This window comes from Lysobacter sp. DMC97, assembly GCF_056313745.1.
Genome location: NZ_JBQUZR010000007.1, coordinates 43,023 through 64,784 on the forward strand (window position 1 = coordinate 43,023; position 21,762 = coordinate 64,784).

Genomic DNA, 21,762 nt, shown 5'->3' on the forward strand with positions numbered 1-21,762 from the left:
GCGCGCTATGCTCGCGCAGTGACCGCCGGCCGCGACGACTTCCCGTCCCGATTCGCCCACGCGCTGCGTCGGCGCTGGCCGCTGTGGCTGGCGGCGGCGCTGGCGCTGCTGCTGCCGCTGGCGTGGTGGCTGCGCGGCCCGCTGGCCGAACGCCTGTGGCCCGCTGCCGAGGCCGAACGCCTGCGCACGGAAGCCGACGCCGCGCTGCGCGCCGGAAACCTGAGCGCCGCCGACGGCCGCGGCGCGCGCGAGCTGTACGAAGCCGCGATCGCGATCGACCCCGACCGCGCCGAGCTGCGCGCGGGGTTGGGCCGCGTCGCGCAGGCCGCGGTCGCGCGCGCCGGGCGCGCCGCCGCCGCTGACCGCTTCGCCGACGCGCATCGCGATCTCGCGTTCGCCCGTGCGCTGTCCGCGCCGCGGCCGCAGGTCGACGCGGTCGCCGAGGAGCTGCGCCGGCGCGAGGCCGCGGTGGCGGGCATCGACGACGTGCTCGATGCCGCCGACGCCGCGCTCGCCGCGGGCCGCCTGCACGGCGCCGACGACGCGGCACTGCCGTTGTACGCCCGCGTGCTGGCCCTGCAACCGAAACACCTGCATGCGCTGGAAGGCCGCGACGATGCGCTGTCGGCGCTGCTGCGGCAGGCGCGCACGGCGCTGGGGCGCGGCGATCTGGCCGGTGGCGCGGCGCTGATCGACGCGGCCGCGGGTTTCGATCCGGGCCACGCCGAGTTGCCCGACGCCCAATCGGCGCTGGCGCAGGCCGGCGAACGCGTGCGCCGCCGCGCCGACGCCGACCTGCGCGCCGGTCGCCTGCCGCGCGCCGAGGCCGGCTACCGCGCGCTGCGCGACGCGCATCTGCAAGGCGACGCGCCTGCCGCCGGCCTGCGCGCAGTCGCCGCCGCGCACGCGCAGCAGGCGCGACGGGCCGCGGAGGATTTCGCGTTCGATCGCGCGCGGACCGAACTCGCCGCGGCGCGCGCGCTCGCCGCCGATGCGCCCGAAGTGAAGCGCGCCGAGGAAGCGCTGCAGCGCGCCGAGCGCACGCACGCCGGCCTCGGTGTGCCGAAGCGCTCGCCCGCGGACGAGCGGCGCCTGCGCCGGCTGCTGCTGGAATCGGAAGTCGCCGAGTCGCGCGGCGACTGGCTGACGCCGCCGGGCGACAGCGCGTTCGACAAACTGCGCGCCGCGCGCGCGCTGGCACCCGACGACATCGGCGTGCACCGCGCCAGCGAACGCATGCTGCCGCGCGTGCGCACCTGCTTCGAGACCGCACTGCGCGACAACGCGCTGCAGCGCGCCCGCGTCTGCCTCGACGCGCGCGTGGTGCTGGAAGGCGCCAGCCGCGACAGCGCCGCCGCCCGCACGCGCCTCGCCCAGCGCTGGGTCGCGATGGCCGAACAGCGCCTCCGCGACGGCGACATCCCCGGCGCCACCGCCGCCCGCGACGCCGCCCGCGGCCTCGACGCAAAGGTCGACGGCCTCGCCGATCTCGACGAACGCCTGCGCGCTGCGGCGTCGGCCGAACGCTGATCCCGCTGCAGCCAGGTAGAGCGGAGCGCAGCTCCGCTATACACCCCTCCGTCGTGCGGCAGGCACGAATCCGGACGCGACTTTTCCCGATGCTTGTAGGGGCGCCGGGAGGCGCGACGGACGACCTTTCCTGTGGGAGCGACGGAAGTCGAGACGGACGGAAGACCGCCTTTCCGCAGCCCATCGCGACTTCCGTCGCTCCCACAGGATGGTGCGCGTGCATCTCGCGACGGCGTTGGCTCACATGCGGCAACGCCGCTCCGGCGATCCGCTTGCGGACAGGGAGCAGCGGATCTTCGATCCGCTCTACGCGCGCGGCGTCGGCGCGAGGAAGGCCTCGCGCACGGTCGCGCGGGCGGCGTCGAGGGAGAAGTGGGCGGCGACGCTGTCGAGGCCGTTGCGGGCCAGCGTGTTCCACAGCGCCTCGTCTTCGTGCAGGCGCACGACGGCGTCGGCGAAGGCCTGCGGGGTGTCGGCGACCAGCACGTCTTCGCCGTCGCGCAGGTGCATGCCTTCGACGGCGCAGGCGGTGGCGACCACGGGCTGGCCGTGGGCCATGCTGAGGTTGATCTTGCCCTTCACGCCGGCGCCGAAGCGCAGCGGCGCGATCGCGATGCGCACGTCGCGCATGTACGGGTCGAGGTCGGCGACGTGGCCGTGCACGGTCACGCCGGGCACCGACGCCAGCGCTTCGATCTCCGGCGGCGTGTGGCTGCCGATGCAGTGGAAGCGCAGATCGGGCAGGCGTGCGCGCACGTGCGGCCACACCTCGGCGACGAACCAGCGCACGGCGTCGACGTTCGGCGGATGACGGAAGCCGCCGACGAACACCACGTCGCGGCGTTCGGCGAACGCGGGGCCGGCGCCGGCGATGCGGTGCAGGTTCGAGAGGATGTCGACCTTTGCGGTCGGCGCATCGGTGCGCAGCAGCGCGCGTTCGACCTCGCTCACGACGAGGGTGACGTCGGCCTGCGCGATGGCGTCGAGTTCCAGCGCGCGCGTGCGTTCGGCGGCGCGGGCCAGCGCGGCGTCGCCCGCGACCTCGGCACCGCGGCGCTCGCGCAGGTAGTGCAGGTCGACGGTGTCGAACACGATCCGCGCCTGCGGTGCGCAGGCACGCAGCAGCGGCAGGAATTCGCTGGCGACGTAGTGGCGGCTGACCATGACGCTGCGGAAGCGCGGGCCATGCGTGCGCAGCCACGCGGCCATGCCGCCGAGGAACGGCTGGTGCCAGACTTCGACGCCGAGCCGCTGCAACGACGTGGTGTACGCGCCGACGTGGTGGCCGTCGGCGGGCAGGAACACGACGTGCGCGCCTTCCTCGCGCAGCAGGCGCATCAGGTTCACCAGCCGCAGCGAGCCGGAATCGTGGTCGGGCCGCGGTGTCATCGCGTCGATCAGCAGCACCTGCGGCCGGTCGCGATGCAGCAGGGCCGGCGTCGGCACGGTGTGCGGTGGCAGGTGTGTGCGCAGCGCGTCGGCGCGGTGCGCGGCGAAGGTGCCGCGGTTGCGCACCTGGTGCGCCTTCATGCCGCTGCCAGTGTCGGTGCCGGCAGTCGCGCCTTCGGCATGGATCACCCGCGACGCCGGCTGGTAGACCACGCGCCGTCCGGCCGCGCGCACGGCGAACGCGAGGTCAGTGTCCTCGTAGTACGCCGGCGTGTAGCGCACGTCGAAGCCGCCAAGGTCGGCGAACAGCGCGCGCGGAATCGCGATCGCGGCGCCGCTGGTGTAGTCGCAGTCGCGCAGGTAGGCGAAGCGCGGGTCGTCGGGCGATTCGAAGCGCCCGTAGTTCCAGGCGCTGCCGTCGGCGAACACCACGCCGCCTGCTTCCTGCAGGCGGCCGTCGGGATACAGCAGTTGCGTGCCGACGAGGCCGGTGCCGGGTTCGTCGGCGAAGGTCGCCAGCAGTGCTTCGAGCCAGCCGGGCTGCGGGATCGTGTCGTTGTTGAGGAACACCAGCACGTCGCCGCGCGCCCGCGACGCGCCGTCGTTGCAGGCAGCAATGAACCCGCCGTTGATTGCACGGCGGTGGTAGCGCACGCCGGCGATCTGCGGCAGCACGTCGGGGGTCTCGTCGGCGCTGCCGTCGTCGACCACGATCACCTCGAACGCGGTCGCGGGCGGATGCGCGGCCAGCGCGCGCAGGCAGGCGAGGGTGTGCGCGAACTGGCCGTAGACCGGGATCACCAGGCTCGCGACCGGCGCGTCGGACGTCGGCACCGTGAACGGCGCGAACAGTTGCGGCGCCGGCAGGTACAGCGCTTCCGGGGGCAGCGGGCGGGCGCGATGGAACTGGGCGCGGGTGCGGTCCCACGTGGCCTGCCAGCCGCGGGTGCGCAGGCTGGCCCAGCCGCGACGCACCAGCCCCAGCCCGCGACGCCACAGGAAGCCCAGATCGGCAGGGGACAGCGGCATCTGAACGGACTCCTGCGGACGGGCGACGGCGGGGACGGCGCGCCAGGACATGCCGTTCCCGGCACCCTGCTAGACTCGCGACGCCCCATTTTCGCATCCCCGCACCGACCCGAGGCGCCCCCGAGCCCGCATGGCCCGACAGCACGACATCGACGACGATCCCGAGGACGACGACCTCGAAGACGATCAGGACGACGATCAGGATGATCGGGACGACACGGATGACGACCAGGACGACGACGGCAGCGACGGCGAAGGCCCGGGCTGGCGGCGGCACCTGCTGGGCTGGGCGCTGACCGCGACCGCGATCGGCCTGGGTTTCCTGATTCCCTACGTGCTGTACCTGAACCACCAGGTCAGCGTGCGCTTCGGCCAGCTGCGCTGGCAGGTGCCGACCCGCGTCTACGCGCGGCCGCTGGTGCTGGCGCCGGGGCTGGCGATGGACGCGAACACGCTGAAGACCGAGTTGGACGCCGCCTCGTACCACGAGGACGGCCGCGGCGAACACGCCGGCAGCTACCTGCGCGACGGCGCGCGCTGGCGCATCGCCAGCCGCGGCTACCAGGACGTCGACGGCCGCGTCGGCCCGAGCCGGATCGAGGTCACGCTCTCCGGCGGGCGCGTGGCGACGGTGCGCGACCTCGTCGGCAAGCATGCGGTGAAGTCGGTGCGGCTGGACCCGGCGCGCATCGCCACGCTGTACGGCCAGAAGCAGGAAGAACGCCGGCTGGTGCGCATCGACGAGGTGCCGCAGAAGCTCACCGACACCCTGCAGGCGGTCGAGGACCGCGACTTCGCCCACCACATCGGCATCGACTTCAGCGGCATGGCCCGCGCCGCGTTCGTCGCGCTCAAGAGCGGCGGCGAGGTGAAGCAGGGCGCCAGCACGCTGACCCAGCAGCTCGCGCGCTCCGGCCTGCTGGGCATCGGCAAGGAGCAGACGCTCCGCCGCAAGTTCAACGAGATCCTCTACGCGCTGATCATCGACGCCCGCTACGACAAGGGCGTGATCCTGGAGGCCTACCTCAACCAGGTCGACATCGGCCAGAACGGCTCGCAGGCGATCCACGGGTTCGCCGCCGGCGCGGAGTACTACTTCGGCCGCCAGCTCGACGAGCTGAGCACCGAGCAGATCGCGCTGCTGGTGGGCCTCGTGAAGGGGCCGTCCTGGTACAACCCGCGGCGCAATCCCGAACGCGCGCTGGCGCGGCGCAACCTCGTCATCGACAAGATGCTCCAGAACGGCATCGTCGACCAGGCCGAGCACGACCGCGCGATCAAAACCCCGCTCGGCGTGCCGGCGGTGCCCGGCAGCATGGTCGCCAACCGCTTCCCGGCCTACGTCGACCTCGTGCGCCGGCAGCTCGCGCGCGACTACGCCGGCGAGGAACTGCAGGGCGCCGGGCTGACCGTGCTCACCGCGATGTCGCCGTCCGCGCAGGCCTACGCCGAGGGCGCGGTGACGCGCACGATGAAGGCGATCGCGAATCCGCGGCGTCCGCCCTTGCAGGCCGGCGCGGTCGTCACCGACGTGCACACCGGCGAAGTGGTGGCGGTGATCGGCAGCCGCAGCTTCGAGGAGCACGGCTTCAACCGCGCGGTGCAGGCGCAGCGCCCGGTGGGCTCGCTGATCAAGCCGTTCGTCTACCTGCTGGCGCTGGCGCAGCCGGACAAGTTCTCGCTGGCGACGTACGTCGACGACGGTCCGGTCACGGTGACGCTGGACAACGGCCGGCGCTGGAATCCCGGCAATTCCGACGGCCGCAGCCACGGCACGGTGCGGCTGATCGACGCGCTGGCGCATTCGTACAACCAGTCGACGGTGCGCGTGGGCATGGACGTGGGCCCGAAGCGCGTGGTCGACCTGATGCGCACGCTGGCCGGCATCGACGCCCCGGCGAATCCGTCGCTGATCCTGGGTGCGCTGGACCAGAGTCCGTACGCGATGGCGCAGGCGTACCAGTTCCTGGCGTCCGGCGGCGAGATCCAGCCGCTGCACGCGGTGCGCGGTGTGCTGGCCGCCAACGGCAAGGCGCTGAACCGCTACGACGTGAAGCCGCAGCCGGCGCAGGCCGGCGATGCCGTCGCCGCGCGGCTCGTCACCACCGCATTGCAGGCCGCCGTGAGCGAAGGCACCGGCCACCAGCTGGTCGCCGACGGCCTCGGTCGCCTGCAGCCGGCGGGCAAGACCGGCACCAGCAACGACAGCCGCGACAGCTGGTTCGCCGGCTGGACCGGCGACCATCTCGCGGTGATCTGGGTCGGCAACGACCAGAACGCGCCCACCGGCCTGTACGGCGCCACCGGCGCGATGCGGGTGTGGTCGGGCCTGTTCTCGCGCCTGCCCAGCGCGCCGCTGCAGGTCGGCGGCAAGGGCATCGACTGGCAGTGGATCGCCGACGGCCACAGCACCGACGCCGGCTGCCCCGGCGCGCGCCGGCTGGCGTTCGTCGCCGGCTTCGTGCCGCCGTACGAGGCCTGCGCGCTGGCCGAACCCGAGGCCACCGACGGCAGCGATCCGAATGCAGAGGACGGCGACAAGCCGGGCTTCTGGCGCAGCCTGTTCGGCCTCGACAAGAAGGACGATGGCCAGGGTGATCGCCCGTCGCAGGACGACCCGCCGCGCGACGCGCCGTCGCCGGGCGGCCAGGCCTTCCAGCCGTGGTCGTCTCCCGCGCCTCGCGACCTGCGGGCGCTGCACGATCGATCCGGAGTCCGTCTCGCATGAATGCCTTTCGCCGTTCGCCGCTGCATGTCCTGCCCGCGGCTGCGCTCGTCGCCCTGCTCGCCGCCTGCGGCAGCGCGCCGGTCGCGAACAACGCCTGGATCGGGCCTTCGCCCGAGCTGATGGTCGACGAGATCCGCGCCGTCGGCTCCGCCGCGCCCGGTGAACTCGACGTGCAGCCGCTGCGCGACCCGATGGTCGAGGACCTGCGCGTGCAGGCCGCCCGCGCCGAGCGCGCGAAGCGTTATCCCGATGCCGCCACCGCGCTGGACAAGGCGCTGGCGCTGGCGCCGGAGGATCCCGCGCTGTTGCAGGAGCGCGCCGAGGTGGCGGTGCTCGAGAAGAACCTGCCCGAGGCCGAGCGCCTCGCGCGCCGCGCGTTCGCGCTGGGCGGCAAGGTCGGCCCGCTGTGCCGGCGGCACTGGATGACCATCCGCCAGTCGCTGGCGCAGCAGCAGAGCCGGCTGGTGTCGATGCAGAACGGCGGCCATCTCAAGGGCGCGAAGCTGACGCAGTGGGAAGACGACATGACCCGCGTCGCCGGCGAGCTGGAACTCGCGCGCGGCGCGCAGGACGCCTGCACCCAGACCGGGCCGCCGCGCTACTGAGCCGATGACGATGCCTGATGCCCCCGTCCGCGACGACGTGCTCGCCGCGGATCCGTCCGACGCCGCGCCGGCCTCCGCGCTGGCCCGCGCCAGCCGTGACGCGCTGAGCGCCGGCGGCCTGCTGGCCGAGGCGATCCCGGGCTTCGTCGCGCGCGCGCCGCAGCAGCGGCTGGCGGAGGCGATCGCCGCGACCGTCGAGGATCGCGCCGCGCTGCTCGCCGAGGCCGGCACCGGCACCGGCAAGACCTTCGCGTACCTCGTGCCGGCGCTGCTGTCGGGGCTGAAGACGATCGTCTCCACCGGCACGCGCGCGCTGCAGGACCAGCTCTACCACCGCGACCTGCCGCGGGTGCGCGACGCGCTGGGCCGCGGCGTGAAGACCGCGCTGCTGAAGGGCCGCGCCAACTACCTCTGCCGCTATCGGCTGGAGCAGGCGAAGGGCGAGCCGCGCTTCACGAACAAGGAACAGATCACCCAGTTCCAGCGCATCGTCGCGTGGAGCGGGCGCTCGCGGCTGGGCGACCTGGCCGAACTCGACGCGCTGCCCGAGGATTCGCCGCTGATCCCGATGGTCACCTCGACCGTCGACAACTGCCTCGGCAGCGACTGCCCGTTCTGGGAGGACTGCTTCGTCGTGCAGGCGCGCCAGCGTGCGCAGGCCGCCGACGTGGTCGTGGTCAACCACCACCTGCTGCTGGCCGATCTCGCGCTGAAGCAGGAAGGCTTCGGCGAGATCCTGCCGGGCGCGCAGGTGTTCGTGGTCGACGAGGCGCACCAGTTGCCCGAACTCGCCGCGCAGTTCTTCGGCGAAGGCCTGAGCGCGCGGCCGCTGGTGGAACTGGCGCGCGACGCGCTGGCCGAATGCAAGACCGTGACCGGCGCGCTCGCCGTCGTGCAGGCGCCGGCCCGCACGCTCGAAGAGGCGACCCGCGCACTGCGCGCGGCGATGGAGATGCTGCCCGTGCGCGGCACGCGCTGGCGCGCGCTGGACGAACCCGGCGTGTTCGAGGCGCTCGGTGTGCTGGACGACGCGCTGGTCGCGATGGCCGACGCGCTCGCGCCGTTGCGCGAGACCTCGCCCGGCTTCGATGGTTGCCATGCACGCGCGATCGACCAGCGCGCGCGCCTGCTGCGCTGGGCGCCGCCGGATTTCGCGCAGCGTCCGCGCGGCGATGCCGATGCGAACGACGGGCAAGAGGCGATGCCGCTCGAAGCACCGGCGCCGTTCGCGGCATCGCACGCGCCGCACGTCGCCGACGACGATCTCGCGCAGGACCTCGACACGCCCGCGCATGACGGCAAGCTGTGGGACGTGCGCTGGTACGAACTCTCGCCGCGCGGCTTCCGCCTGCAGCGCACGCCGCTGGATGTCTCCGGCCCGCTGCGCACGCATCGCGAGCAGTCGCGCGCGGCGTGGATCTTCACCTCGGCGACGCTGGCGGTCGACGGCCATTTCGACCACGTCTCGAAGCGGCTGGGCCTGGAATCGCCGCGCGAGCTGATCGCGCCGAGCCCGTTCGACTGGCCGCGGCAGGCGCTGTGCTGGCTGCCGCCGCGGCTGCCCGATCCCAACGCCCGCGACTTCACCGCTGCGGTGATCGACGCGGTCGTGCCGGTACTCGAAGCCTCGCGTGGCCGTGCATTCGTGCTGTTCGCCTCGCTGCGCGCGCTGCGCGAAGCCGCGGCGCTGCTGCGCGACGCCGAGCTGCCGTGGCCGCTGTTCGTGCAGGGCGAAGCGCCGCGCTCGGTGCTGCTGCAGCGCTTCCGTGATTCCGGCAACGGCGTGCTGCTGGGCGCGGCCAGTTTCCGCGAAGGCGTCGACGTGGCCGGTGACGCGCTGAGCGTGGTCGTCATCGACAAGCTGCCGTTCGCCGCGCCGGACGATCCGGTGTTCGAGGCGCGCCTCGACGCGATCCGCCGCGCCGGCGGCAACCCGTTCCGCGACGAGCAGTTGCCGCAGGCGGTCATCGCGCTGAAGCAGGGCGTCGGCCGGCTGATCCGCACCGAGACCGACCGCGGCGTGCTGGTGCTGTGCGACCCGCGCCTGATCGGCAAGTCCTACGGCCGCGTCTTCCTCGACTCGCTGCCGCCGTTCGCGCGCACGCGCTCGATCGAGGACGTGCGCGGCTTCTTCGCCGAACCGGCGACGACCGATCCGGAGCCGGCGTCGTAGGTCGGGCCCCTGGCCCGACATTGCGGCGTCTCCGCTCGCACCGCCGAATGATCGAAACCGCACCGTTCCCCGCACGGCGCGACCGGATTCGCCGTGATGTCGGGCCAGGGCCCGACCTACAATGCCCGCCATGAACCTCCTCGCCTTCGAACTCTCCACCGAAGCCTGCTCGGTCGCCGTCCTCGCCGGCGGCGAGGTGCGCGAGCGCCACGAGATCGCGCCGCGCAAGCACGCCGAGTACGCGCTGCCGTGGGCCGAGGCGCTGCTGGCGGAGGCGGGGATCGCGAAGTCGGCGCTCGACGCGATCGCGGTCGGTCGCGGGCCGGGCGCATTCACCGGGGTGCGGCTGGGCATCTCGATCGCGCAGGGCATCGCGCTCGCGCTGGACGTGCCGGCAGTGCCGGTGTCCACGCTGCGGGCGCTGGCGATGCGCGCGTGCCATCTCCCTCCTCCGCCTGCGGGGGCGGGGCGGGGTGGGGGCGGACGTCATGCCGGCGCGGGCGATCGCGTGCTCGCCGTGATCGACGCGCGCATGCGCGAGGTCTACGTCGCGCGCTTCCGGCTCGAAGCCGGCGCGGACGGGCTGCTCGACGCGATCGCCGACGGCGACGAGGCGGTGATGCCGCCCGATGCGGTGCCGGCGCCCGGCGGCGACGGCCCGTGGTTCGGCGTCGGCACCGGCTTCGGCGCGCTCGACGGCGTGCTGCGGCAGCGGTTCGCCGACCGGCTGGTCGCGGTCGATGCCGAGGCGCTGCCGCACGCGGCCGATGTCGCGCGACTTGCTGCGGCGGCGCTGCGGCGCGGCGAGGGCATCGCGCCCGAACGCCTCGAACCGGCGTACCTGCGCAACGCCGTCGCGCTCACCCTGGCCGAGCAGCAGGCGCTGCGCGCGAGCCGGGCCTGATCCGTCTTCTCCGCATCCGCAAGGACGTCCGCATGTCGTCGTTCCCTCGTGTCCCTCGTGGTCTCGCCCGCCGCGTCTTCGTCGCGCTGCTGGGCCTGTGCGCCGCCTGCACCGTGCAGGCCGAGGTCTGGGAGGGCACGGTCGGCGGGCAGCCGGTCGTCGCCGACCTGCATCTGGGCGACGAACCCGGCGGCCAGTACTTCTACCGCAAGCATTCCCGCACCATCGAACTGATGCGTGCGGAAACGCCCGCCGCCGGCGTCGCCTTCGATTTCCAGGAGTGGGGTCGCCGGATGGATGACGCGGAGCCGCCGCACTGGCGCCTCTCCGCGCCGAAGGGCGATGCGCTCGAAGGCGACTGGGTCGGCGGCGGCAAGACCCTGCCGATCCGCTTGCACCGGCTGGCGACGGCGTCGCTGCCGCGCGGTGCCGATCCCGGCCTCGATGCGCTGCGCGCCGACGATCCGTACCGCTTCCTGCTGCTCTCGGGCATGGTGTTGAAGGCCGGTCGCGCTCAGACGGTCGACGGGTTCCGCCTGCAGTGGTGGACCGAACCGCAGAGTGGCGTCGAATTGTTCCGCGTGGTGTCCGGCTATCCGGCCGAGCGCCTGCCCGCCATCAATACCGCGCTGGCGCGCCGGCAGTGGGAACAGGTGCTGGCTTACCTCGACTGCACCGCCGCGCCGCAATCCGATTTCGAGTCGACGACCACGCTGCGCCGCATCGGCCGCGACGTCATCAGCGTCAGCCTGTTCGCCAGCTACTTCTGCGGCGGCGCGCATCCGGATTTCGGCGACAGCCCGTTCAACCTCAATCCGCGCACCGGCCAGGAACTGGCGCTGGAGGACGTGTTCTGGCTGGGCAAGGGGGCGGTGCCACGCTACGACCCGAAGGGCGCCAGCCAGGCGTGGTTCGACTACCGCGGCGAGGTGTTCGGCCCGTGGGTCGCCGAGCGCATGGTGGCGCTGTACCCGAAGCAGGCGAAGCCCTCGGCCCCGGGCGACGACGCCGATGCCTGCGACTACGGCGACCCGGGCGTGTGGTCGTACGCGAACTGGTACGCCACGCCGAAGGGCCTGCACGTCTCGGCGACGTTCGCGCGGGTGATGCGGGTCTGCGACGACCCCGACTGGTCGGTGATCCCGTGGGCGGACGTGCGCCGGCATCCGGGCAAGGTGAAGCTCGCGCCCTGACCCTTCCGCCCGCCGGGCGGGCGCCGTCATGGCCCATCGGTCACGGGAACCGACCCCGCCCGTGGCGGTCCATACTCGGGCTCATCTTCCGAGGGGAATCCCGTGTCCGACTCCGTCACCGCCGCGCCTGCCGGGCGCCGCCGCTTCCTGCACAACGAATGGCTGCAGTTCGCCGGCGTGCTGCTGCTGCTCGCCGTCACCCGCACCTCGCTCGCCAACCATTACCAGGTGCCCAGCGGCTCGATGCAGCCCACGCTGGAGCCCGGCGACCGCGTCGTCGTCGACATGCGCGCCTACGGCCTGCGCGTGCCGTTCACCGACATCGAACTGGTCGACAACGGCGATCCGCGTCCCGGCGACGTGGTGGTGTTCAAGTCGCCGGCCGACGGCGAGCGGCTGATCAAGCGCGTGGTCGCGACGGGCGGGCAGACCGTGTCGCTGCTGGACGGCCACCTGCAGGTCGACGGCCAGCCGCTGGCGGCGGGCGTCGCCGACGACATCGAACGCTTCGGCACCCGCGAGGTGCATCTGGACCTCGCCGACGGCGGCGGCCCGGACATCGACGGGCTGACGATCCCCGACGGCATGGCGCTGGTGCTGGGCGACCATCGCGGCAACAGCGCCGATGGCCGCTATTTCGGCCTGGTGCCGACGAAGTCGCTGTACGGCCGTGCCGTCGCCGTGTACTGGCGCAGCGGCGAAGGCTTCGCCTGGAAGCGCCTCTGATCCTTCGGTAGAGCGGCCTGACCAGCCATTCGGCTGTTGAACACCAGGCCGCTGCTTCTATTCCGACCCTGGAGAAAAGCAGCGGCCTGAAGGCCGCTCTACCGAGCCGTATGCGTCAAACAGCGGTGCTCGGCCGGGCCAGGGCCCGACCTACTCGTCCACCAGCTCGCCGCCGGGCATGAACCGCCAGGTGCGGACGACGTTGAGGATGTCCGGGTTTTCCTGCGTCTTCGGCAGGGGCGGGTAGGGCTCGGCGAGGCGGGCGATGCGCAGCGCGGATTCGTCCAGCAGCGGGATGCCGCTCGATTGCACGACGTCGGCGCGCTCGATGGTGCCGTTGCGGCGGATGCCGATGTTGATGACCACCGTGCCCGACAGCCGGCGGCGGCGCGCCTCGTCCGGGTAGTTCAGGTTGCCCACGCGCTCGGCGCGGTCGACCCAGGTGCGCAGGTAGGTCGCCCAGACGTATTCCTGGGTGCTGGCCGAGACGAACTTGCGCGACGGGCGCTTGGCGTAGCGCGACGAGCGCAGGTGGATCTCCGCCGCCAGCCGGGCCATCGCCATGTCGTGCTCGATCTTGCGGTCGCCGGTGCGCAGCGGCTCGGGCAGCGGCTGCGGCTTGCGGTTCGGCTGCGGCAGGCGGTCCTCGGCCTGCGTGGTGGTCACCACCCGCGCCTCCGGCGGCGGGGACGGCGCCGGCGACTGTGCCCGCACCGTCTGCGGGGCGGTGCCGGTCTCGGTCTGCGGCACGGTGCCGGGCTGCGGGTCGCGGGGGCGCCGGGCCTTGTCGTCCTCGCCGCCACCCTGGTTGTTGGCCTGGGCGAGGAAGTCCGCCTGCTTCGGGCTCAGCGGGGTACGGGTCTGGGTCAGGATCACGTCCAGCATCGGCACCACCGGCGCGGCTTCCTTCAGCGCGAAGCCGATGCCCAGGATCACCAGCGCGTGCAGCAGCAGCGACAGCACCACGGTCGCCACCAGCCGCTGGTCCTCGCCGATGGCCGGCGGGGGAGGCAGCGGGGCGGGCGGTCGGGCGGGCGGCGCGCCGGGAGGCGGGGCGGCGGACATGCGGCTCAGGCCGACGCCTCCAGGGCGTCGAACAGCAGGCCGGCGATGTTCAGGCCGAACTGCTTGTCCAGTTCGCGGATGCAGGTCGGGCTGGTGACGTTGACCTCGGTCAGGTAGTCGCCGATCACGTCCAGGCCGACGAAGCGCATGCCGCGGCGCTTCATCTCCGGGCCCACCTGGGCCGCGATCCAGCGGTCGCGCTCGCTCAGCGGACGGCCCTCGCCGCGGCCGCCGGCGGCAAGATTCCCTCTGAATTCATCGCCTTGCGGAATCCGGGCGAGGCAGTAGTCCACCGGCACACCGTCGATCAGCAGGATGCGCTTGTCGCCGTCGACGATCTCCGGCAGGTAGCGCTGTGCGATCGCCAGGTGCCGGCCGCCGTCGGTCAGCGTTTCCAGGATCACGTTCAGGTTGGGCTCGCCGGCGCTGGCGCGGAAGATCGAGCGCCCGCCCATGCCGTCCAGCGGCTTGAGCACCGCCTGGCCGTGCTCGGCCACGAACGCCTTCAGCTCGGCGGCATTGCGGCTGACCAGCGTCGGCGGGCAGCACTGGGGGAATTCCAGCGCCGCCAGCTTCTCGTTGTGGTCGCGCAGCCCGGCCGGGTCGTTCACCACCAGCGCCCCGGCACGCTGTGCCGCGGACAGGATCTGGGTGTCGTGGATGAACTCCGGGTCGACCGGCGGGTCCTTGCGCATCAGGATCAGGTCAGCCGGTCCCAGCGCACGCTGTGACGTGGGTCCGGTTTCGAACCAGCCCGCCGGGTCCTCGCGCACGGTCAGCGGCGCGACCTCGCCGGTGGCGATGCCGCCGCGCATGCCCAGCCCGCCCGGGGTGACGTAGAACAGCCGATAGTGACGCTGCTGGGCTTCCAGCAGCATGGCGAATGTGGAGTCCTTCGCAATTTTGATCGACCCGATCGGGTCCATGACCACCAGAACGTCGCGCGCCAGTTTCGGCATGCCGCATCACCTGCAGGAATCGACCGGTCTGGATGGTAACAAGGCGACGCGCGCGAAGCCCGCATTCCGTGTTCGCGGCCGGGAAATTGCGAAGCGAACCTTGACAGTCCAGCTGCAGACTGGGATATAGATGGCTGATAATGATGGCAAAGCTGCACGGCCATCGCCGCCGGCACCTGGGGAGACACGATGACGCAAGACGAGAATGCAGCCGGCGGCCTTCAGGGTTTGCGGGTGATGGTGATCGACGATTCGAAGACGATCCGGCGGACCGCCGAGACGCTGCTCAAGCGCGAGGGCGCCGAGGTGGTGACCGCGACCGACGGTTTCGAGGCGCTCGCCAAGATCGCGGACCAGCGTCCGCAGATCATCTTCGTCGACATCATGATGCCGCGCCTGGACGGCTATCAGACCTGCGCGCTCATCAAGAACAACCAGGTCTTCAAGCACACGCCGGTGATCATGCTGTCGTCCAAGGACGGCCTGTTCGACAAGGCCCGGGGCCGCATCGTCGGTTCCGAGCAGTACCTGACCAAGCCCTTCACGCGTGAAGAACTGCTCGACGCCATTCGCAAGCACGTGAACGCCTGACCGGGGGGCAGGCAACCATGGCCCGTATTCTGCTGATCGAGGACTCGCCGACCGACACCGCGGTCCTGACCCGGCTGCTGGAGCGGCACGGGCACCATGTGCTCGCGTCGACCAGCGCGGAAGACGGGATCGAGGTCTGCAAGCGCGAGCTCCCGGACGTCGTGCTGATGGACGTCGTGCTGCCGGGCATGAACGGCTTCCAGGCCACGCGCGCGCTGTCCCGCGAGCCGTCGACGAAACACATCCCGGTGCTGATCGTCAGCACCAAGGGCATGGAAACCGACCGTGCCTGGGGCCTGCGCCAGGGCGCCCGCGACTACATCGTGAAACCGCCGAGCGAGGATGCGCTGATCGCCCGGATCGAACAGTTGCTGGGAGGCAGTGCATGACCCTCGACGACACCCCCGCCGACCTTCCCGGCGACGTCGCCCCGCCCGACGCCTTCGAGCTGCTGGCCGACTACGAGCGCCGCAGCCTTGCCCACGTCGCCGGCCTGCCGGAACAGCTGCAGGCCGCGGGCCTGTGGCGCGGCATCGGCTTCCGCATCGGCCAGCGCCGCCTGGTGTCGCAGTACGAATCGGTGGCGGAAATCCTGACCGTCCCGCAGATCACCCCGGTGCCGGGCGCCTACGGCTGGATGCTGGGCGTGGCCAACGTGCGCAGCAACCTGCTGCCGGTGGTCGATCTCAAGCAGTTCCTGGAAGGCGCGCGCAGCGTCCTGTACGAAGGGCACCAGAAGGTGATGGTGCTGCGTCAGCCCGGCGGCGACGTCGCCGTCACGATCGACGAGCTCTACGGGCAGCGCTCGTTCATGGACGAGCAGGAAGTGGACGCCGGCGCGCTCGCCGACGGCCGCTATGCCGGTTTCATCGATCGCGCCTACCGCCTGGACGACGACGTCTGGGGCGTCTTCAGCCTCGATCGTCTGGTCCGCACCCCCGAATTCCGGCACGCCGCCGTCTGATGGCGCGCCTTCCCTTCACGGTCACCGTTACGGCAACACATCGAGGCGAGACATGAGCACTCCGTTGGACAACATCGCAGGCAAGGGCCGCGGCCAGAACACCACCCTGTGGCTGTGGGTGCTGGCGCTGGCGCTGTTCGTCTTCGCGGGCAACACCGGCTATGCGCTGTGGAAGACCGCGCGCTTCGGCGGCGCCAACACCGCGGCGTCGAACCTGCAGGTGAACTCGCAGAAGCTCGCCAACCTCGGTCGCGAGGCGGTCAACGGCGACGCGGCGGCGTTCAAGGCGTTCAAGGCCACGAAGGACCAGGTCGACAGCGACGTGAAGCTGCTGAACGACAACTTCGGCAACGCGCCCGACGTGTCCGGCCCGATCGCCACCGTCACCTCGACCTGGGTGCCGATGAGCAAGAGCGCCGACCAGATCGTCGCCTCCGAGACCGCGGTGCTCGCGCTCTCCGAGGACGCCAAGCGCTTCACCGACCGCGTGCCGCAGCTGCAGGCGCAGCTCGACGAACTGGGCCGCGCGATGTCGTCCACCGGCTCCGCGCCGCCGCAGGTGTACCTCGCGGTGCGCCAGTCGGTGCTCGCGGCGTCGATGGCCCGCCGTGTCGCCGAAATCCGCGCCGGTGGCCCGGGCGCCGCGCTCGCCGGCGACTCGATGCGCCGCGAGGTCGGCGTGTTCACGCAGGTGCTCAACGGCCTGCGCAACGGCGATCAGCCGATGAACGTGCAGAAGCTGGGCAACGCCAGCGCGCTGGCCGCGCTGAACCAGGCGTCCACCCAGTGGAACGAGATGAAGAAGGACGTCGACGCCATCCTCGGGTCGTCCGACGCCCTGCTGCGCGCGCAGACCGCCGCCACCGAACTGACCGGCAACTCCGGCCGCCTGCTGTCGGACAGCGAGAACCTGTTCCGCGCGTTCACCGCGTTCGGCTCGCTGCGCGACACCAGCATCCTCGGCAACATCTGGGTCAGCATCCTCTCCGGCCTGCTCGCGCTGGCCTCGATCGTGTTCCTGGTGGTCTCGCTGAACCGCGCGCAGCGCACCCGTTACGAAAGCTCGATGGAGCTGAATAACCGCAACCAGGAGGCGATCATGCGCCTGCTGGACGAAATGGGTTCGCTCGCGGAAGGCGACCTCACCGTGAAGGCGACCGTGACCGAGGACATGACCGGCGCGATCGCGGACTCGATCAACTTCGCGGTCGAACAGCTGCGCAGCCTGGTGCAGACGATCAACGACACCTCGGTGCAGGTGGCGTCGAGCGCCCAGGAAACGCAGGCCACCGCCATGCACCTCGCGGAAGCGGCGGAACACCAGGCGCAGCAGATCAACACCGCGACCGACCGCATCAACGAAATCGCGAACAGCATCAACCAGGTGTCGAAGAACTCGTCCGAATCGGCGGACGTGGCGCAACGCTCCGTGCAGATCGCGACCAAGGGCGCCGGCGTGGTGCGCCAGACGATTCAGGGCATGGACTCGATCCGCGGCCAGATCCAGGAAACCTCGAAGCGAATCAAGCGCCTCGGCGAAAGCTCGCAGGAAATCGGCTCGATCGTGGAACTCATCAACGACATTTCGGAACAGACCAACATCCTCGCGCTGAACGCGGCCATCCAGGCGGCCTCGGCGGGTGAGGCGGGCCGCGGCTTCGCGGTGGTGGCGGACGAAGTGCAGCGACTCGCGGAACGCACCTCGAACGCGACCAAGCGAATCGAAGCGCTGGTGCAGACCATTCAGGCCGATACCAACGAAGCGGTGAGTTCGATGGAACAGACGACCTCCGAAGTGGTCGCCGGTGCCCGACTGGCCGAGGACGCGGGTACCGCGCTGGGCGAGATCGAAACGGTGTCGAACACGCTCGCGGGCCTGATTCGCGGCATCTCCAGCGCGGCGCAGGAACAGTCCGCGGCGGCGACCGACATCTCCCAGACGATGACCACGATTCAGTCGATCACCGCGCAGACCTCGCAGGGTGCGAACCAGACCGCCGAATCCATCGGAAACCTCGCGCAGCTGGCGGCGGACCTCCGTCGTTCGGTCGCCGACTTCAAACTGCCGGCCTGACCGCGCGCGTTGCCAAGCATCGGCGGAGCGATTTCCAGATGATCCCAACCACTTCCCAACGTGAATGCGGGTGCGGTCGCGCCCTTGGAGGCGCACGATGACCGCGCTCCACGACGCGATCGAGTACAGCGCGCTGGGTTGGATCAAACCCGAGCTCGACGAGACCTTGCGCCTGGTCCGCGTCGAGATCGAGGGTTTCGCCGACGAACCGGCCGACACCAGCCGGATGCGCGTGTGCGCCGAGCTGCTGCACCAGGTGCAGGGCACCCTGCGCATGGTCGAGCTGTACGCCCCGGCCATGGTGGCCGAGGAGATGGAACAGCTCGCCGGCGCGCTGCGCGACGGCAAGGTCCAGGACCACGACGGCGCCTGCTCGGCGCTGATGCGCGGCGTGGTGCTGCTGCCGGACTACCTGGAACGCCTGCAGAGCGGCCACAAGGAAATCTCGATCGTCCTGCTGCCGATGCTCAACGAGCTGCGCGGTGCGCGCGGCGAGACGGGCCTCAGCGAAAGCGTCCTGTTCAATCCCGACCTCGATCGTCCGCTGCCGGCCACGCTGCCGCGCGCGACGCCGCTGTCGCCGGCCGCGCGTGCGCATGAAGTCGCGCCGTACCTGGTGCGGTTCCGCGATGCGCTGGAAGCCTGGCCCGAGAACGGCCTGCCGGGCGACACCGAAGGCCTGCATTTCGCCGTCGAGGCGCTGCTGGCCCGCACCACCGACGAATCGCAGCGGCGCATGCTGTGGGTCGCGTCGCTGGTCGCCGATGCCCTGCGCGATCGCGCACTGCCGGCCAACGCCGGCCTGCGTCAGGTGTTCGCCAGCGTCGACCGCGAGAGCCGCAGCCTGTTCCAGCAGGGCGGTTTCGGCACCCCGCGCGCCGACGCCGCGATGGAGCCCACGCGCCAGTTGCTGTTCCACGTCGCCCACGCCGAGTCCGACCATCCGTCGCTGCTGAAGCTGCGCCAGGTGTTCGAGCTGGACGCGCTGAAGCCGACCGAATCCGAACTCGACCACGCCCGCGGCAGCGTCGCCGGCCGCAATCGCTCGCTGCTGGACACCGTGTCCGCGGCGATCAAGGAAGACCTGCTGCGGGTCAAGGACGAACTCGACCTCTACCTGCGCACCGCCAAGCAGGACCCGGGTGAACTGCGCCCGCAGGCCGAACGCCTGCAGAGCGTGTCCGACACCCTCGGCATGCTCGGCCTCGGCCTCGCGCGCAGCCTCGTGCAGCAGCAGCGCGACGCGATGCAGGACATCGTCGACGGCAAGCGCAAGGCCGACGAGACCGCGCTGCTGGAAGTCGCCGGCGCGCTGCTGTACGTCGACGCCTCGCTGGACGACCAGGTCGCGCGCCTCGCCTCCGGTGACGGCACCGACACCGAGGAAGACCTCGCCAACGCCGAAGCCCGCAAGGTGCTCGACGTGCTGGTGCGCGAGGCGATCGGCAACTTCGCCGCCGCCCGCCAGGCGTTCGTCGCGTTCGTGGAAACGGCGTGGAACCACGCCGAGCTCGAACCCGTGCCGCCGCTGCTGCGCGAAGTCTCCGGCGCGCTGAAGATGCTCGAACTGCCGCTGCCGGCGTCGTACCTCGACGGCGTGCGGCTGTACACCGAATACGAACTGCTCGGCCGCCGGCGCATCCCGAACAGCCGCCAGCTGGACACGTTCGCCGACGCGCTCGCCAGCGTCGAGTACTACCTCGAAGCGCTGCGCGAGCAGCGCGCCAACCGCGACGACATCCTCGACATCACCCGCAACAGCCTGGAAGCGCTGGGCTACTGGCCGCTGCCGGCCGAACGCGCGGTGCCTGCGCCGGTTGAAGCCGCGCCGGTCCCGGCCGCGCCGCGCGACGTGCCCGCCGTCGCGGAAGCGCCGGTGTCCGCACCCGCGCCGGAAGCGGTGTCGATCGCGCCGCCGCCCGCCGTCGAACCGACGCCCGTCGAACTTGCGCCCGTGGAGCCTGCGCCCGTGCAGGAACCCGCGGTCGAAGCGCCCGTCGCGGCCGAACCCGCACCGATCGAGGCCGTCGCCGAAGCGCCCGCCGCGATCGAGCCCGCTGTCGTCGAACCCGAGGTCGTCGAACTCGTCGCGCTCGAATCCATTGCGCTCGAATCCGTCGCGCTCGAGTCCGTCGCGAGCGCATCGCCCGAAGCGACGCCCGCCGAGGCGGCCCCCGTGGCACCGGTCGAGGTCGCGCCGCCCGCGGCCCCGGAACCGCCTGCCCCGGCGCCCGCGCCGGCCCCGTTCGTCACGCTGTTCGTGCCGCCGCGCGAACCGGCCGCCCCGCCGGCGCCGCCCGCGCCTGCGCCTGCGCCCGAAGTCGTCGCCGCCCCCGCCGCTGTCGCGGCCGGGTTCGACACCACCAGCGACGACATCGACGACGAAATCCGCGAAATCTTCCTCGAGGAATTCGAGGAGGAGATCGGCAACCTCGCCCAGCTGCTGCCGGCGTGGAAGGTCGATCCCAACAACATCGAACTGCTGCAGCCGGTCCGCCGGGTCTTCCACACGCTCAAGGGCAGCGGCCGCCTCGTCGGCGCGCGCACCCTCGGCGAGTTCAGCTGGAAGATCGAGAACATGCTGAACAAGGTGCGCGACGGCCTGCGGCCGGCGACGCCCCCGGTCGTGGCGATGGTCGACCAAGCCTACGCCGCCCTGCCGCAGCTGCATGCCGCGCTGCGCGGCGACGGCGTGGTGACCACCGACCTGCGCGCGCTGGAAGCCTATGCCGACCGCATCGCCGGCGGCGAAGAGGTCATGCCCGTGCTGGCCGCGGCCGCGCCCGTCGCGGCGGCGGTCGAAGCGATCGAAGCCGCGGCGCCCGTCGAGCCGGCGCCCGCGCCGGTCGAAACCGCCGCCGTCGAAGTGCCGGCCGTCGAAGCCCCGGCCGTCGTCGAGAGCGGCGAAGAGGTCAGCGTCGACCCGGTGCTGTTCGAGATCCTGCAGGCCGAAGTCTCCGGCCATCTGGTCACCATCGACGACTGGCTGGCGCGCGCGCACGCCGCGCCGACCGCGGCCGACGATCCGCTGCTCCGTGCCATCCACACCATGAACGGCGCCTTCGCGATGACCGAAGTGCCGTCGATCACCGACGCGCTGACCCCGGCGGAAGGCTATGTCCGCCGTCTGCTGGCCACCGGCGGCGACGTCGATGCCGAAGGCGTGTCCGCGATCGCCGAACTCGCCGATCGCGTCCGCGACACCGTCGTCGCGATCGCCGAGCCGGGCGGCCGCGTGCCGTCCTGCGACGCGCTCGCCGCGCGCCTGGTCGCGCTGCGCGACAGCCTGCCCGAGGCCGGTCCCGTGCAGGTCGTCGACCATCCGCCCGCGATGCCCGAGGCGCCGGTCGAACTCACCGATCTGGATCTCAGCGCCTACGGCCGTTTCGACCTGGAACCGGCCGCCGAAGCGCCGGCCCCCAGCGTCGCGACACCGGCGCAGGGCCCGCTCGACCCCGACCAGCTCGCCCGCGAGGCCGAAGCCGAACTCGCCCGCCTGTTCGCGGAGGCGGAAGCGCCGGCCGCGCCGGAAACGCCCGCCGTGTCCGAGCCGGCCACCGGCGCGCCGACCAGCCCGGAGGACCCCGCGCGCCTGCTGGCGCTGATGGAATCCTACGAAGCCGAGCGTGCGGAAGCGGAACGCGCCGAGGCCGAACGCGCCGAAGCCGAGCGTGCCGAAGCCGAGCGTCTTGCCGCGCTGCGTCGCGCCGAACACGAAGACTTCATGCGGTTCGAGGCCGAACGCCTCGAAGCCGAACGCGCTGAAGCCGAGCGCGTCGAAGCGGAACGCCTCGAAGTCGAGCGTGCCGAAGCGGAACGTCTCGAAGCCGAA

General features: G+C 71.8%; 15 protein-coding genes and 1 pseudogene. 12 read left to right on the top strand and 4 right to left on the bottom strand.

Translation table 11 applies throughout. The annotated features are described in order from the left end of the window. Positions 1–18 precede the first annotated feature (18 nt). Positions 19–1,530, top strand: coding sequence for a hypothetical protein (locus ACT53Q_RS15655; protein WP_476187589.1), 1,512 nt, complete (start codon positions 19–21; stop codon positions 1,528–1,530). 306 nt (positions 1,531–1,836) lie between these two features. Here ACT53Q_RS15655 and ACT53Q_RS15660 read toward each other — a convergent pair whose 3' ends face one another. Both ACT53Q_RS15660 and ACT53Q_RS15665 read right to left on the bottom strand, forming a co-directional pair. After that, the gene (locus tag ACT53Q_RS15660; RefSeq protein ID WP_476187798.1) at positions 1,837–3,060 is read right to left on the bottom strand and encodes a glycosyltransferase; all 1,224 of its coding nucleotides are present in this window, start codon (positions 3,058–3,060) and stop codon (positions 1,837–1,839) included. Positions 3,061–3,144: 84 nt separating this feature from the next. Further along, a pseudogene (locus tag ACT53Q_RS15665) lies at positions 3,145–3,999 on the bottom strand (glycosyltransferase family 2 protein); the annotation flags it as partial. Between the two features lie 79 nt (positions 4,000–4,078). Between ACT53Q_RS15665 and mrcB the strand changes: the two are divergent. From mrcB to lepB, 6 genes are all read left to right on the top strand, one after another. Then, complete coding sequence (gene mrcB, locus ACT53Q_RS15670; protein WP_476187590.1) at positions 4,079–6,676, top strand: penicillin-binding protein 1B; 2,598 nt, start codon at positions 4,079–4,081, stop codon at positions 6,674–6,676. Continuing rightward, a complete protein-coding gene (locus tag ACT53Q_RS15675) occupies positions 6,673–7,281 on the top strand; it encodes a tetratricopeptide repeat protein (protein ID WP_476187591.1) in 609 nt (202 codons plus the stop codon). The genes mrcB and ACT53Q_RS15675 overlap by 4 nt, the downstream gene beginning before the upstream one ends. Before the next feature lie 10 nt (positions 7,282–7,291). Further along, positions 7,292–9,454, top strand: coding sequence for an ATP-dependent DNA helicase (locus ACT53Q_RS15680; protein WP_476187592.1), 2,163 nt, complete (start codon positions 7,292–7,294; stop codon positions 9,452–9,454). A 130-nt stretch (positions 9,455–9,584) separates the two neighbouring features. Continuing rightward, positions 9,585–10,358 (top strand): tRNA (adenosine(37)-N6)-threonylcarbamoyltransferase complex dimerization subunit type 1 TsaB, encoded by a 774-nt coding sequence (gene tsaB, locus ACT53Q_RS15685; protein WP_476187593.1) that lies wholly within the window; start codon positions 9,585–9,587, stop codon positions 10,356–10,358. Between the two features lie 32 nt (positions 10,359–10,390). After that, entirely contained in the window at positions 10,391–11,551 is a 1,161-nt protein-coding gene (locus ACT53Q_RS15690; protein WP_476187594.1) for a hypothetical protein, read from the top strand. 102 nt (positions 11,552–11,653) lie between these two features. Continuing rightward, positions 11,654–12,277: a signal peptidase I gene (gene lepB, locus ACT53Q_RS15695; RefSeq protein ID WP_476187595.1), complete on the top strand. Its 624-nt coding sequence runs from the start codon at positions 11,654–11,656 to the stop codon at positions 12,275–12,277. Positions 12,278–12,427: 150 nt separating this feature from the next. Here the strand turns inward: lepB and ACT53Q_RS15700 are convergent, their stop codons facing one another. Together ACT53Q_RS15700 and gshB are read right to left on the bottom strand one after the other, a co-directional pair. Continuing rightward, positions 12,428–13,342, bottom strand: coding sequence for an energy transducer TonB (locus ACT53Q_RS15700; RefSeq protein ID WP_476187596.1), 915 nt, complete (start codon positions 13,340–13,342; stop codon positions 12,428–12,430). A gap of 5 nt (positions 13,343–13,347) precedes the next feature. Further along, entirely contained in the window at positions 13,348–14,292 is a 945-nt protein-coding gene (gene gshB, locus ACT53Q_RS15705; RefSeq protein WP_476187799.1) for a glutathione synthase, read from the bottom strand. A 198-nt stretch (positions 14,293–14,490) separates the two neighbouring features. Here gshB and pilG point away from each other — a divergent pair, with 198 nt between their 5' ends. The 5 genes from pilG to ACT53Q_RS15730 form a co-directional block, all read left to right on the top strand. After that, positions 14,491–14,892 carry a twitching motility response regulator PilG gene (gene pilG / locus ACT53Q_RS15710; RefSeq protein ID WP_476173404.1) on the top strand — a complete coding sequence of 134 codons (402 nt, stop codon included), beginning with the start codon at positions 14,491–14,493 and terminating at the stop codon, positions 14,890–14,892. A 17-nt stretch (positions 14,893–14,909) separates the two neighbouring features. Then, positions 14,910–15,281 (top strand): response regulator, encoded by a 372-nt coding sequence (locus ACT53Q_RS15715; protein WP_476187597.1) that lies wholly within the window; start codon positions 14,910–14,912, stop codon positions 15,279–15,281. Beyond that, entirely contained in the window at positions 15,278–15,856 is a 579-nt protein-coding gene (locus ACT53Q_RS15720) for a chemotaxis protein CheW (RefSeq protein ID WP_476173402.1), read from the top strand. Before ACT53Q_RS15715 ends, ACT53Q_RS15720 begins: the two co-directional genes overlap by 4 nt. A 52-nt stretch (positions 15,857–15,908) precedes the next feature. Beyond that, positions 15,909–17,930, top strand: a complete 2,022-nt coding sequence (locus ACT53Q_RS15725; RefSeq protein ID WP_476187598.1) for a methyl-accepting chemotaxis protein — start codon at positions 15,909–15,911, stop codon at positions 17,928–17,930. 97 nt (positions 17,931–18,027) lie between these two features. Beyond that, positions 18,028–21,762: Hpt domain-containing protein (locus ACT53Q_RS15730; protein ID WP_476187599.1), on the top strand; the 3,735-nt coding region annotated here is incomplete at its 3' end.

What these genes read in the sequence shown, in the direction of transcription:
- mrcB (WP_476187590.1), top strand. Translation starts at nt 4,079, where the DNA reads ATGGCCCGACAGCACGACATCGACGACGATCCCGAGGACGACGACCTC.
- tsaB (WP_476187593.1), top strand. Translation starts at nt 9,585, where the DNA reads ATGAACCTCCTCGCCTTCGAACTCTCCACCGAAGCCTGCTCGGTCGCC.
- ACT53Q_RS15680 (WP_476187592.1), top strand. Translation starts at nt 7,292, where the DNA reads ATGCCTGATGCCCCCGTCCGCGACGACGTGCTCGCCGCGGATCCGTCC.
- ACT53Q_RS15690 (WP_476187594.1), top strand. Translation starts at nt 10,391, where the DNA reads ATGTCGTCGTTCCCTCGTGTCCCTCGTGGTCTCGCCCGCCGCGTCTTC.
- ACT53Q_RS15700 (WP_476187596.1), bottom strand. Translation starts at nt 13,342, where the DNA reads ATGTCCGCCGCCCCGCCTCCCGGCGCGCCGCCCGCCCGACCGCCCGCC.
- ACT53Q_RS15715 (WP_476187597.1), top strand. Translation starts at nt 14,910, where the DNA reads ATGGCCCGTATTCTGCTGATCGAGGACTCGCCGACCGACACCGCGGTC.
- ACT53Q_RS15660 (WP_476187798.1), bottom strand. Translation starts at nt 3,060, where the DNA reads ATGAAGGCGCACCAGGTGCGCAACCGCGGCACCTTCGCCGCGCACCGC.
- pilG (WP_476173404.1), top strand. Translation starts at nt 14,491, where the DNA reads ATGACGCAAGACGAGAATGCAGCCGGCGGCCTTCAGGGTTTGCGGGTG.
- ACT53Q_RS15720 (WP_476173402.1), top strand. Translation starts at nt 15,278, where the DNA reads ATGACCCTCGACGACACCCCCGCCGACCTTCCCGGCGACGTCGCCCCG.
- ACT53Q_RS15725 (WP_476187598.1), top strand. Translation starts at nt 15,909, where the DNA reads ATGAGCACTCCGTTGGACAACATCGCAGGCAAGGGCCGCGGCCAGAAC.
- ACT53Q_RS15675 (WP_476187591.1), top strand. Translation starts at nt 6,673, where the DNA reads ATGAATGCCTTTCGCCGTTCGCCGCTGCATGTCCTGCCCGCGGCTGCG.